13 protein-coding genes are annotated in these 11,644 nt (G+C 70.8%); 2 read left to right on the top strand and 11 right to left on the bottom strand.

Going from position 1 to position 11,644, the window contains the following annotated elements; genetic code table 11:
• On the bottom strand, nucleotides 1-791 hold a 791-nt coding region (locus RH94_RS17140), incomplete at its 3' end, for a YibE/F family protein (protein ID WP_324614279.1).
• A 229-nt stretch (nucleotides 792-1,020) separates the two neighbouring features.
• Between RH94_RS17140 and RH94_RS17135 the strand changes: the two genes are divergently transcribed.
• Together RH94_RS17135 and RH94_RS17130 are read left to right on the top strand one after the other, a co-directional pair.
• Entirely contained in the window at nucleotides 1,021-2,055 is a 1,035-nt protein-coding gene (locus tag RH94_RS17135; RefSeq protein ID WP_073948453.1) for a permease, read from the top strand.
• Nucleotides 2,052-2,801: a TIGR03943 family putative permease subunit gene (locus tag RH94_RS17130; protein ID WP_073948452.1), complete on the top strand. Its 750-nt coding sequence runs from the start codon at nucleotides 2,052-2,054 to the stop codon at nucleotides 2,799-2,801. Before RH94_RS17135 ends, RH94_RS17130 begins: the two co-directional genes overlap by 4 nt.
• 288 nt (nucleotides 2,802-3,089) lie before the next feature.
• Here the strand turns inward: RH94_RS17130 and RH94_RS17125 are convergent, their stop codons facing one another.
• From RH94_RS17125 to RH94_RS17075, 10 genes are all read right to left on the bottom strand, one after another.
• Nucleotides 3,090-5,276 carry a heavy metal translocating P-type ATPase gene (locus RH94_RS17125; RefSeq protein ID WP_073948451.1) on the bottom strand — a complete coding sequence of 729 codons (2,187 nt, stop codon included), beginning with the start codon at nucleotides 5,274-5,276 and terminating at the stop codon, nucleotides 3,090-3,092.
• A 2-nt stretch (nucleotides 5,277-5,278) separates the two neighbouring features.
• Nucleotides 5,279-5,590 carry a DUF1490 family protein gene (locus tag RH94_RS17120; RefSeq protein WP_073948450.1) on the bottom strand — a complete coding sequence of 104 codons (312 nt, stop codon included), beginning with the start codon at nucleotides 5,588-5,590 and terminating at the stop codon, nucleotides 5,279-5,281.
• Between the two features lie 149 nt (nucleotides 5,591-5,739).
• The gene (locus RH94_RS17115) at nucleotides 5,740-6,621 is read right to left on the bottom strand and encodes a metal ABC transporter permease (protein ID WP_073948449.1); all 882 of its coding nucleotides are present in this window, start codon (nucleotides 6,619-6,621) and stop codon (nucleotides 5,740-5,742) included.
• Nucleotides 6,618-7,493, bottom strand: a complete 876-nt coding sequence (locus RH94_RS17110) for a metal ABC transporter ATP-binding protein (RefSeq protein ID WP_073948448.1) — start codon at nucleotides 7,491-7,493, stop codon at nucleotides 6,618-6,620. Before RH94_RS17110 ends, RH94_RS17115 begins: the two co-directional genes overlap by 4 nt.
• An 11-nt stretch (nucleotides 7,494-7,504) precedes the next feature.
• Nucleotides 7,505-8,443 carry a metal ABC transporter solute-binding protein, Zn/Mn family gene (locus tag RH94_RS17105; protein WP_073948447.1) on the bottom strand — a complete coding sequence of 313 codons (939 nt, stop codon included), beginning with the start codon at nucleotides 8,441-8,443 and terminating at the stop codon, nucleotides 7,505-7,507.
• A 710-nt stretch (nucleotides 8,444-9,153) separates the two neighbouring features.
• Complete coding sequence (locus RH94_RS17100) at nucleotides 9,154-9,456, bottom strand: hypothetical protein (protein ID WP_073948446.1); 303 nt, start codon at nucleotides 9,454-9,456, stop codon at nucleotides 9,154-9,156.
• Nucleotides 9,457-9,586: 130 nt separating this feature from the next.
• The gene (locus RH94_RS17095) at nucleotides 9,587-9,949 is read right to left on the bottom strand and encodes an ArsR/SmtB family transcription factor (protein WP_073948445.1); all 363 of its coding nucleotides are present in this window, start codon (nucleotides 9,947-9,949) and stop codon (nucleotides 9,587-9,589) included.
• Nucleotides 9,936-10,337 carry a (2Fe-2S) ferredoxin domain-containing protein gene (locus tag RH94_RS17090; RefSeq protein ID WP_234425837.1) on the bottom strand — a complete coding sequence of 134 codons (402 nt, stop codon included), beginning with the start codon at nucleotides 10,335-10,337 and terminating at the stop codon, nucleotides 9,936-9,938. Before RH94_RS17090 ends, RH94_RS17095 begins: the two co-directional genes overlap by 14 nt.
• Nucleotides 10,334-11,008 (bottom strand): hypothetical protein, encoded by a 675-nt coding sequence (locus tag RH94_RS43660; RefSeq protein ID WP_234425836.1) that lies wholly within the window; start codon nucleotides 11,006-11,008, stop codon nucleotides 10,334-10,336. Before RH94_RS43660 ends, RH94_RS17090 begins: the two co-directional genes overlap by 4 nt.
• Entirely contained in the window at nucleotides 10,951-11,493 is a 543-nt protein-coding gene (locus RH94_RS17075; RefSeq protein ID WP_073948444.1) for a Fur family transcriptional regulator, read from the bottom strand. The genes RH94_RS43660 and RH94_RS17075 overlap by 58 nt, the downstream gene beginning before the upstream one ends.
• Between the last annotated feature and the right edge of the window lie 151 nt (nucleotides 11,494-11,644).

Here is an 11,644-nt window from a genome sequence, read left to right as displayed (position 1 = left end):
GTGCGCACGATCTCCTCGGCGACCAGTTCGCTGTTGGCGACGGTGCCCACGCCGCTCTGCGCGATGGAGAAGAGCAGCAGCAACGGAAGCGCGGCACCGGCGTAGGCGAGGACGAGGGTGTTGACGACGGAGGCGATGTGGTCGCGTCCGATACGGATGCCCGCACGGTACAGCGCGCGTCGGCCCAGCGTGGGGTTGGCCTCGTGCAGTTCCCAGACCGCGGACGTCTGGGTGACCGTCACGTCGTCGAGGACTCCGAGCGAGCCGATGATGACGCCGGCCAGCAGCAGGCCGCTCATGTCGATCGACGGATACAGGCCGTGGATCAGCCCGGTGTTGTCGTCGGTGTTGCCGGTGAGCGCGGCCCAGCCGATGAAGAGTGAGCCCAGCACGCCGATCAACATCAGCGAGATCAGTGTGCCGAGCACCGCCACCGACGTACGGGCGGACAGGCCGTGGCACATGTAGAGGGCGATCAGCATGATGGCGCTCGACCCGACGACCGCCACGGCCAGCGGGTTCGAGCCCTGCAGGATCGCGGGCAGGATGAACAGGTTCAGCACCAGGAAGCTGACAGCCAGCGCGACCAGCGCCATGACGCCCCGCAGCCGCCCGACGACCACGACGGCGAGTGCGAAGACACCGGCCAGCAGCGCCATCGGGAGGCGCCGGTTGACGTCGGCGACCGAGTACTGCAGGTCCCTTGGCGCGGAGGGCTCGTGGGCGACCACGACCTTCAGAGGTTCCTTGGGCGCCAAATGCCCGACGAACACGGTCGTCAGTTCCTCCAGTGCCTGGGCGGCAGGCTCCCTGCGGATATGGGGGGATGGCACCTGGGAACCGTCGTTGCCGAGCTGTGGGAAGAAGGGCCTGACCGACAACCTGAAGCGAGACGGAACCGTCGAGCCTGCTCGCACCGGCCATACGGCAGGGCTTGTCCTCGCTGGACTTGGCGCGTTCGGATTTCGTGTTCGCCGGCGCCCGTTATGTTGACCGGAACATCTGACAGGCGGAGCTGGCATGCAGAGAACAGAAGAACGGGCCGGGGAGGCCGAGGCCACCGACGCGGACAGAACGGCGGGGGACGATACCGCCCCTGGCTGGCCCCGGTTCTGGCCGCTCCTGTTGCTGGGGGCGGCCACCGTTCCCGGCGTGGTGCTCTACCTCGGGGGCCGATGGATGGAGACGCCGGCGATGCAGGCGTGGCGGACCGTCTGTCTTGCCGTGACCGTTCAGGCGCTGCCCTTCCTTCTGCTGGGTACGGCCCTGTCCGGTGCCATCAACGCGTTCGTGCCGGCAGAGGTGTTCAGCCGTGTGCTGCCGCGTCGGCCGGTGCTCGCCGTGCCGGTGGCCGGTGCGGCGGGAGTCGTGCTGCCGGGCTGCGAGTGCGCGTCGGTGCCGGTGGCGAACCGTCTGATCGGGCGGGGCGTCACGCCTGCGGCCGCGTTCGCGTTCCTGCTGTCGGCGCCCGCGATCAACCCGGTGGTGCTGACGGCCACCGCGGTGGCCTTCCCGGGGCACCCGGCCATGGTCGCCGCCCGGCTGCTGGCCTCCCTGGGCACGGCGTTGGTGATGGGCTGGCTGTGGCTGTGGCTGGGGCGGGCCGAGTGGCTGAGGCCGGTCGCGCGGCACCGTGGGCATCAGGCGGGTGGCAGTCGGTGGCAAGAGTTCCGGGTCGGCTTCCAGCACGACTTCCTGCATGCGGGCGGTTTCCTGGTGGTGGGTGCGATGGCGGCGGCCACCTTCAACGTGGCGGTGCCCCCTTCCGTGGTGGACACGTTCTCCGGATCGCCCTGGCTGTCGGTGCTGTTCCTGGCCGGGCTGGCGATCGTGCTGGCGGTGTGTTCGGAGGCGGACGCGTTCGTGGCGGCCTCGCTGAGCGGGTTCTCGCCGGTCGCGCGGCTGACGTTCATGGTCGTCGGTCCGATGGTCGACCTGAAGCTGATCGCCCTGCAGGCGGGTACCTTCGGCCGAGCCTTCGCGATCCGGTTCTCCGCCGCCACGGTGGTCGTGGCGGTTCTGTCCAGCGCGCTGATCGGAGGAGCACTGCTGTGAGACGCCCGCTCCAGACGACCCTGCTCGTCCTCAGCGGCATCGGCCTGCTGCGCGTGTCCCTGTTCACCGACCTGTACCTGCGGTACGTCACGGAGGGGATGCGCCCGCTGCTCATCGCCTCCGGAGCCCTGCTGATCCTGCTCGGCGTGGCGGACGCGGTGTCGTACGCGCGACGGCGCGAGGGCGACGAACACACCGACCACGGCGACAGCGGCCACGGGCACCACCACTCCGGCGCACCTCGTGCCGCGTGGCTGCTGTTTCTCCCGGCGTTGAGCCTGCTGTTCCATGCTCCGCCCGCTCTCGGCGCGTACACCGCCTCCCGTCAGCCGCCCAAGGTCATCACGCACGAGGACGACTTCGACCCGCTGCCCGCGACCTCGCCGCTTCCGATGACCCTTTCGGACTTCATCCGCCGCGTGCAGCAGGACCGCACGCGGGCCATCAAGGGGCGTACGGTCCAGTTGACTGGTTTCGTCACCTCCGACAAGCAGGGCGACAGTTGGTTTCTGACTCGGATCGTCATCTCCTGTTGCGCGGCGGACGCCCAGTCCGTGAAGGTACGGATCCACCGCACCCCGGCCCCGCCGGCCAACACCTGGGTGGCCGTCACGGGCACCTGGCACCCCGGCGGAAAACTGGGCACGAGCTCCGCACCCGCCGCGCTCGACGCCCGTTCCGTGGAGAAGATCGCCAAGCCGGCGAACGCGTACACCGATGCCCTGCCGCTCACCCCCACGAGATGAACCAGCGCCCTTCCGCCATACGAATCGACGTGGACCGTCATCAGCAGCGCCTCCATGCCACGGTGGACCAGGCAATGGACCATGCGTGCCGGGTCCACCTTGGACAGATCGCAGGCAACGCTTCCGCCGACGCCCTCTCCCGCCCCGGCCCGCAGCCGCTCCGCCAGCTGTCACTGTGTCCGCTGTCACCGTTTCCGTCGGCGGACCGGGCCGGTCCGCCGAGACCACCCGAGGGGTCCTGTCCTCGTCGCGCGGCGACTCGGCTGCACCCGTCAAAGCAGCACGGTGTCAGTGCACCCGACGGTCTTCCAACGGAGCCGCCTTCAACTCCCCGTCGGTCACCCGGGGAAGGTGCGGCGTGTGGTTGACCAGTCGGGCCGAGTTGCCGACGACCGCGATGCTGCTCATGTTGTGCAGCAGGGCCGCGAGAACGGGGTTCATGGAACCGCCGGTGCCGGCGAGGAGGCCGAGCAGATTGACTCCGATGGCGAGTCCGTAGTTCTGGCGGACGAGGCGCAGGGTGTGGCGGCTGAGTTCGACGACGGCGGCGACCTGGCGCAGGTCGTTGCCCGCGAGGGCGATGTCGGCGGTTTCCAGCGCGACGTGGGAGGAGTGTTCGCCCATGCTGATGCCGACGTCGGCCAGGGCGAGGGCCGGAGCGTCGTTGGTGCCGTCGCCTACCATGGCGACGGTGTGGCCCTCGCTCCGCAGGTCGCGGATCAGCTGGAGTTTGCCCTCCGGGAGGGCGTGGGCGTGGACCTCGGTGATGCCGAGGGTGTCGGCGACGACCTGGGCGGTCTCGGGTGCGTCGCCGGTGAGCAGCACCAGTCGTGAGACGCCGAGGTCGCGCAGTTGCCGGATGACTGTTGCGGCCTCGGAGCGTACGGCGTCGGAGACCCCGAGCAGCCCGATCAGGTCGTCGTCCTGGGCCAGGCAGATGACGGTTTCGCCGCCTCGTCGGAGCTGTTCGGTCCAGTCCTGCGCCCCGTCGGTGAGTTCGACGCCGTGCCGGCGAAGCAGGGCGGGGCTGCCCACCAGCAGACGGGTGCCGTCGAGTTCGGCGCGCATACCCATGCCCAGGACGACCTCGCAGGCTTGATGGATGGGCACGTTCAGGTGCTGTTGCTCGGTGCGGGCGACGATCGCCTGGGCGAGCGGATGCCGGGCGTGCAGCTCTCCGGATGCGGCGAGGCTGAGCACCTGGTCGGCCGTGAACCGGTCGCTGAGGGTGACCACGCTGGTGACCAGGGGGCGGCCGAAGGTGAGCGTGCCCGTCTTGTCGAAGACGACGGCCGTGACGCGGCCGACGCCCTCCAGGTGGGTGCCGCCCTTGATGAGGGTGCCGCGGCGCGCTCCGTTGCCGATGGCGGCGCTGATGGCGGTGGGTGTGGCCAGGCCGGCGGCGCAGGGACAGGCGATCAGGAGCATGGTCATGGCGCGGCGGGCGTCGCGGGTGATGGCGTAGGTGAGTGCGGCCAGGGCGAAGGAGACGGGGACGAAGTGCCGGGTGAAGCGGGCTGCGACGGTCTGGATCGGCGCCCGGTCGGACTGGGCCTCTTCGACCCGGCTGATGATCCGGCCCACGGTGGTGTCCCGGCCGACCGAGGCGGCCCGGACGGTGAGCGATCCGGAGGTGACGATGGTCCCGGCGTAGACGTGGGTGCCTTCCCGGGCGTAGACGGGCAGGGCCTCACCGGTGATCGCGGCCTGGTCCACGAGGGCCTCGCCGGAGACGACATGTCCGTCGACCGGGATGCGGTGGTGTTCGTACACCGCGACGACGTCTTCCGGTGCGACGTCTTCGAGGGCCACCTCGGCCTCGACGCCGTCTTCCCGTACGAGCCAGACGCGCTCCTCACCGATGGTGAGCAGCTCCTCGATGGCGCGCCGAGTGCGGCGCAGGGTCAGGGTCTGCAGGAACTCGCCGATGTTGAGCAGCCACAGGACGGTGAGGGCCACCACGTTCTCCCGCAGGAGCAGGGAGATGACGGTTGCCGCGGTGACCAGGGTGTCCGTGCCCGGATGGCTGCGACCGCGCAGAGAGCGCAGGGCTCCCCGGAAGAAGGGCAGTCCGGTGAAGACGGTGACCACGCCGAGGAAGCCGGACGAACCGAGCGTGATCCTCGGTCGGCCCAGCAGGCGTCGCAGCGCCACGAAGGCGAGGACCGCGCCACCGACGACCAGCCGGACCACCTCACCGGTGGACGAGTCGGGCGTGGACCGGGTGGGCTTCGCCGGCGCGGTCGCGGGCGGAGCCTCTTCGAGCGCCGCGACGAGCCGCTCGACGTCGATGAGGTCCGGCGCCATCCAGACCACGACGCTCCCGGTACGCGGGAAGATCCGCAGTGCCCTGAACCCGTTGATGCCCATCAGCCGCTCGTCGACCAGTCCCGCGCTGCCGGGGCGGGCACGCACCCATGGAACGACCAGCCGGACCCGGCCCGCGGCGACGGAGCGTACGACCACGCCGGACATGATCAGTGCTCGTGCCCGTGATCGTCGTCCGCGACGTTCACCGCGGAGGGCGGCGGTGCCTCCTCACCGAGCGTGGTGCGGGCCTCCGCGATCATGTCTCCTGCTTTGAGCCGGGCTTCTTCGGCGGCCGATGCGACCCAGCGGCCGACGACGATGCCGCGGGCGATACCACCGACGAGGGCCTTCCGGACGGCGGGTTGGCCGTCGGGTGCGCGTTTCGTGACTCCCCGGATGATCAGGCCGCCCACCACTCCGGAGACGGCGTAGTGGGCGAGACGCCCGGCTGCGCCACTGGCGACGGTGAGGGGATGCATGAAGGACTCCTTCCGCCGCTGCTGAGTGACGGATCCCCTCCTCAAGTGTGTGCCCGTACCGTGCGCCCGGTCGAACGGAGGCCGACGCGCAGGCTTCCTCGGCAGATGGCGTCGGCCACTGCGCGCCGCGACTGCCGCCGCCTGCTCGGTCAGGCGGGCTGCGGGACCGTCCTTCTGGCTCCCGGACGGCGGGTGCGGTACTTGCCGACCAAGCGGCAGACGGCGTAGATCGTGAACGAGATCGTCGTGACGTACGGGCTGATGGGGATGCTGCTGCCCAGGGCGAGGAGGATGCCGCCCTCGATGGAGATCACTGCGAAGACGGTGCTGAGCAGTGGTAGCAGTACGGGGGAGGCGGTGACGCGGGCGGCGGCCGCTGCGGGAGTGACGACGAGGGTGAGGACCAGCAGGGCGCCGACGACCTGCACGGACAGGGCGATGGCGAGTCCGAGCACGAGCATGAAGGCGATCGACAGGCCCCGCACCGGCACCCCGCGCGCCTCGGCGACGTCGGGGTCGGCGCTGGCGAAGGACAGCGGCCGCCACATCACCACCAGAGCCACCAGGACCACGGCGGAGGTGCCGAGCAGCCAGGTCGTCTGCGGGGTGTCCACGGCGACGATCTGACCGGTGAGCAGGCCGAATTTGTTGGCCGCCCGGCCCTTGTAGAGGGCGAGGAAGAGCACGCCCAGGCCCAGGCCGAACGGCATGAGGATGCCGATCACCGAGTTGCGGTCCCGGGCCCGCGCGCCCAGGACGCCGATCGCGCCGGCCGCGAGGAGCGAGCCGGTGATCGAGCCCGCCACGACGTTCGTCCCCAGCAGCAGCGCGGCCGAGGCGCCCGCGAAGGACAGTTCGCTGATGCCGTGCACCGCGAAGGGCAGGTCGCGCATGATGACGAAGACACCGGCCAGGCCGCCGATCAGGCCGAGCGCCGCACCGGCGATGAGCGAGTTGCGCACCAGCGTGAGCAGTTCGCCGTAGTTGTCGAAGCTGAAGATCTGGTGCCAGATCCCGTCGGCGAGCGTCATGGGCGGACTCCGTCGGTCTCGCGGGTGTCGCGGGTCTCGTGGGTGTGAGGGGGAGGTGTGGCCGGCTCGTCGGGCGCTCCCACGACCACGACCCGGCCGTGGACGCGGACGACGTCGACCCGCGTGCCGTACAACTCGGAGAGCGACTCGGAGGTCAGGACCTGCTCGGGGGTGCCGACCCGGTGGCCGCTGCCGGCCAGGTACAGCACCCGGTCCACCAGACCGAGCACCGGGTTGATCTCGTGGGTCACGAAGACCACCGCCGTGCCGTGGGAACGGCGCCGGGCGTCCACGAGTCCGGTGACGGCCCGCTGGTGGTGCAGGTCCAGGGAGAGCAGCGGTTCGTCGCACAGCAGGATACGCGGGTCGGTGGCCAGGGCCTGCCCGATACGTACGCGCCGGCGTTCGCCGCCGGACAGCAGGCCGAGCGGGACATCGGCATACGCCGACGCCCCGACCGACTCGAGGATCTCGTCCACCCGGCGGCGAACGGCGGCAGCGCGCAGTCGCGGGCCGAAGCGGTGTCCGTCGATGCCGAAGCGGACGAGATCGCGGGCCCGCAGCATCGACTGCGCGGACAGGGCGGCCTGCTGGGGGACGTAGCCGATGTCCCGACTGGCCGCGCGGGGCGGCCGGCCGAAGACGGTCAAGGTCCCGGCGGACAGCGGCTGCCGGCCCAGCAGGGCCCGGACGAAGCTGGTCTTGCCCGCGCCGTTCGGTCCGAGCACAGCCACGAACTCGCCCGGGTGCACGTCGAGTTCGAGACCGCTCCACACCGTGCGGTCGCCGTAGGACAGGGCGGCGCCGCGCAGACTGATCGCCGCGGCGCCGTCCATGCGCCGGCCTTGCCGGGCTCGGGGCACGGAGGTCATGCCCGGCTGCCTCACTTGTCCAGCGCGCTCGCGAGCGCGTCGACGTTGGCGGTCATCCAGCCGAGGTAGTCCTTGCCCTTCGGCAGGGTCTCGGTCACGGGAACCACGGGGATGCCCGCCGCCCTGGACGCCTGCTCGACCTTGTCCGTCTGGGGGCCGGAGGTCTGCTCGTTGTAGACCAGCGCCTTGACCTGCTTGCCGGTGAACAGCGCCAGGGTCTCCTGCAGGATCTTCGGAGAGACGTCGTCGCCCTCCTCGATGGCCTCGCTGAACTCCGCGGGCGTCTTGTTGACCAGGCCGCTCGCCTCGATCACGTACAGCGGCACGGGCTCGGTGATGGCCACCGCATCGCCGCCGTGCTCCTTCTTGATCTGCGCTTCCTTGGCCTCCAGCGGCTTCAGCTTCGCCTTGAAGGTGTCCGCGTTCTTGGTGAAGGCGGCGGCGTTCGCGGGGTCGGCCTTGCCCAGGGCGGAGGCGATGCTGTCGGCGATCTTGGCGACGCTGGGGAAGTCGTACCAGACGTGCTCGTTGAGCTCACCGCCCTTGGGGGCGGTCCTGCCGGAGACCTTGACGGCGTTGATCACCTCGGCGGAGGAGTTGCCGCCGCTCTTCAGTATCTTGGCGATGAAGTCGTCGTAGCCGCCGCCGTTCTCGATGACGACCTTCGCCTTGGACAGGGTCAGTTGGTTCTGGGTGTTGGCCTCGTAGGAGTGCGGGTCCTGGCTGGGATCGCTGATGACCGAGGTGACCTCGACGTGGTCGCCGCCGATCTGCCGGGCGATGTCGCCGTACACGTTCGTCGAGGCGACCACCGGGACGGCGGACGAGGACGCCGGACTCTGGGCACTCCCGTCGCTTCCGGAGCCCGATGAACTGCCGCAGCCTGCCAGAAGGGCCAGGGAGGCGGCGCCGGTTATCAGCGCCAGGCAACGGGACGGGGACGGGGGCATGGTTCCTCCATGACAGGTGGGAACGGTGTTTTCACACGCGTGGGACCGCCCGGTGCCGGACCGGGCACACATCACGCTAGATGAAAACGAATGTCAAAACCATGCTGGATCTGTTGTATATGAAAATCGTTGCCAATTGTTGACGTGCTCGCCAGGGCTGTGATGCGCGCGGTCCGGCTCCTGTCCGGCAGTGGTCGGGATCCCCGTGACCTCCGCGATGTGCTCGGCCTCGGTGAATCCGGTCGTCGCCACGCCGTCGGCCCAGCGCCGGAGAGCTTTAGCCTCCGCGGCGAGGCTGAGGCCGCAAAGCCGGCGCGAGGACAGTTCCGGTGCCTGTCGGCCGGCCGGGTGATCGAGTGGTTCGCCGGTCCTGTCCCGTATGGCGTCGACGTGCCCGGTGCTCTCGAGGGTCCGGCGCTCAACTGGTGGGCTGCTCCTGGGTGTGCCGGATGGCGTCCATCGCGATGCGGGAGGTGTGCGGGGCTGGAAGATCGGCGGCCGGCTCGCCCCGAGGGTGCTCACGGTTCGCGGACACGCTTTCCGTCCTTCGGCAGCTCGCGGACGGTGCCGGGGGCGGACGGGTGAGGCCAGTGCCCTTGGGGGCACTGGCCGCTTGCAGCGCCCCTGTCGGCTCGTCCGTCGGTGGCGCTGGGGAAGGGGAAGTCGTTGTCGCACGCATGCATCGTCATGCGACAACGACTTCGGTTGCGTCAGTGGTCGTCCCAGTGCCCTTCATGGGCCGCGTGGCGGTGGCCCTCGTGCACGTAGTCGACGTGGTCCTCGTGGGGCACGGCCACGTGTCCGCATCCCTCGCCGTGCTGGTGGTCGTGGTTCTCGTGGGTGGTGTGGCCGGCGGTCACGCACTCGTCGACGTGGCCGTCGTGGGACTTGTGGAGGTGCCCGTCGTGCACGTAGTCGGTGTGATCGCCGTGCGGGACGGCGACGTGTCCGCATCCCTCGCCGTGGGTGTGGGTGTGGTCGTCGTGGGTGCGGTGTTCGGCGGCGGTGGCCATGCGCTGCTCCTGGGGGTGCCGTTCGGCGGCCTGTGGGTGCTGCTGTCGCAGGCCGTGCGTCGTCAAGTCAATATAGGGCAATCCGGGCATATGGGAGGGGGTGTCGCGACTGCTGGGACACCCCTCACTGTCAGTCGAGGTCGCGTACCCCGAGGCGCAGGTGCTCGACGTGGTGGACGGCCTGGTCGAGGAGCTGGGCGACGTGGTCGTCGTAGAGGCTGTAGACGACGCGGCGGCCGTCGCGGCGGCCGGTGACCAGGCCGAGGGCACGCAGCAGGCGCAGTTGGTGGGAGGCGGCGGACTGTTCCATGCCGACGACGGCGGCGAGTTCGCCGACCGGGTACGGGCGCTGCCGCAGAGTGGTGAGGATCAGCAGGCGGGACGGTGTGGCCAGGGCCTGGAGCGTCGTGGCGACGGAAGCGGCGGTGGCCTCGTCGAGCCGGGCGGCCGCGAGGACGTCGCGGCCACCGGCGTCGACGTCATCGGCGTACACGGGCGCGGGCCTCGCGCGGTGGGCGGATGAACTGGAGCGCCAGAGTGGCCGGCGGTTCGGCGATACCGGGTCCGCCCTCCGCAGCCCAGCGCAGCAGGTCGTCGGTGCAGTCGTCGTCCATCGCGAAGCCCACCCAGACGGCACGGCCCCCGGCCCGGCGCCCGGACGTCGACGGCTGTACGACGATGACGTTCGCCTGGTCGCAGGGGCCGAGGCAGTCCGTCGTACGGACCTGGAAGCCGTGTTGCGCCGCGTCGGCGCGCAGCCGGTCCAGTTGCCAGGCGTGGTCGGTGCCGGGGTGCTTGCGCGGGTTGCCGCAGCAGCAGCCCCGGCACACGACGAGGGTGCAGGGCCGGGGAGCGGACGCCCGGATCACGGACCGGTTCACACCGCGGTCCGGGACGGCACGCCGTACGTCCGGATCCGGCCGTCCCGCCGGGCGACGGCCGGCAGGTGGGGGCCTGCCCAGGCCGGCGCCGCGACCGCCGCACCGGTGCCGTCCAGTTCGCGCATCGGCCGCAGGCACGCCTGCGGCCGCCCGGCCGTGGCGTACCACAGTGCTGCGGTCCCATCCGCGCCGCTGGCGAGGTGCCCGGCGGCCCCCGGCCGCCAGGCGAATGCGGTGACGGTGGACGCGGCGGGCTCCGTGCGCCACAACTCGCCTCCCTCCGCGTCGAGTACGAGCCCGCAACGGCCGGAGGCGACGGCGACCCGCCCCCGGCCTCGGCTTCGCTCGACCGGGGGCGCCCCCAGGTCGCGAGGTTCGGTGGTCAAGTCAATCTCCTGGTCGTGTTGTTCAAGGGCGAGCAGGGCGGTTCGCAGGTCGTCCTCGGTGATCTGGTAGGCGGGACGGTGCAGGGGCCGGCGGCGGGCCTCGCCCTCCGTCGGCAGCACGGCGACGACCGTCTGCAGCGGCGGACAGCCCGGTTCGGTGCAGGCGAGCCGGCGGACCATGACGGCGGTGTCCGCGTCGAGCCCGAGCAGCACACGTACGGTTTTCTTCAGCTCGCGCAGCTGCGGACTCGGCCCCGCGGGTCCGGGGCGCGATCCCAGTGGCATGGCGGTGCTTCTCCTTCGTCCCCGGACGGCCGGCATCCGTCTGTGCGGGGCAGACAGTCGGCGCAGACGCCGGTGAGTTCGACGGTGTGCTCGACCGCGGCGAAGCCGGTGTCGGCGGCGATCCGGTCCGCCCATTCCTCGACGACCTCGGAGTCCACCGGCCGGCTGCGGCCGCAGTCACGGCACATCAGGTAGTGGCGGTGCCCGTCGGCGGGGCGCAGCCGGTAGAGCCGCCCACCCTCCCCCGTAGCCCTTCGTGCACGGGAGGTGCCCCCATGCGCTCCGGCTGCGCTCCGCTCGTCGCGGACGACGTCCACGCCGCCGTCCGCCTCCAGCTCACGTAGGACGCGGTAGACGGTGGTCAGGCCGATCGCGTGGTCGCCGGCCACCAGAAGGGCGTACAACTCCTGTGCCGACACGAAGTCCTGGCAGCCCGCGAGTGTGCGCATGGCCGCCCTGCGCTGCCGTGTCGTCCGGCCGCCCATGGCACATCACCCCCTGTGGCTCGTGCGGTGTCGGCACCGTTCACGGTAGATGAAAACGAAATCCATGTCCATGTGGAACGCCGGTCATGTGGTGTCGGGTCGCGTCTCCCGCGTCGGCAGCGCCGTCGAAGCGGTCGGACGGCAGCGGCCC

This window comes from Streptomyces kebangsaanensis (assembly GCF_001906585.1).
Classification (GTDB): Bacteria; Actinomycetota; Actinomycetes; order Streptomycetales; family Streptomycetaceae; genus Streptomyces; species Streptomyces kebangsaanensis.
This window is presented reverse-complemented; position numbering and strand designations above follow the sequence as displayed.

Coding starts and splice junctions, on each gene's coding strand:
- RH94_RS17135 (WP_073948453.1), top strand. CDS start 1,021: ATGCAGAGAACAGAAGAACGGGCCGGGGAGGCCGAGGCCACCGACGCG.
- RH94_RS17125 (WP_073948451.1), bottom strand. CDS start 5,276: ATGTCCGGCGTGGTCGTACGCTCCGTCGCCGCGGGCCGGGTCCGGCTG.
- RH94_RS17120 (WP_073948450.1), bottom strand. CDS start 5,590: ATGCATCCCCTCACCGTCGCCAGTGGCGCAGCCGGGCGTCTCGCCCAC.
- RH94_RS17115 (WP_073948449.1), bottom strand. CDS start 6,621: ATGACGCTCGCCGACGGGATCTGGCACCAGATCTTCAGCTTCGACAAC.
- RH94_RS17110 (WP_073948448.1), bottom strand. CDS start 7,493: ATGACCTCCGTGCCCCGAGCCCGGCAAGGCCGGCGCATGGACGGCGCC.
- RH94_RS17105 (WP_073948447.1), bottom strand. CDS start 8,443: ATGCCCCCGTCCCCGTCCCGTTGCCTGGCGCTGATAACCGGCGCCGCC.
- RH94_RS17100 (WP_073948446.1), bottom strand. CDS start 9,456: ATGGCCACCGCCGCCGAACACCGCACCCACGACGACCACACCCACACC.
- RH94_RS43660 (WP_234425836.1), bottom strand. CDS start 11,008: ATGCCACTGGGATCGCGCCCCGGACCCGCGGGGCCGAGTCCGCAGCTG.
- RH94_RS17075 (WP_073948444.1), bottom strand. CDS start 11,493: ATGGGCGGCCGGACGACACGGCAGCGCAGGGCGGCCATGCGCACACTC.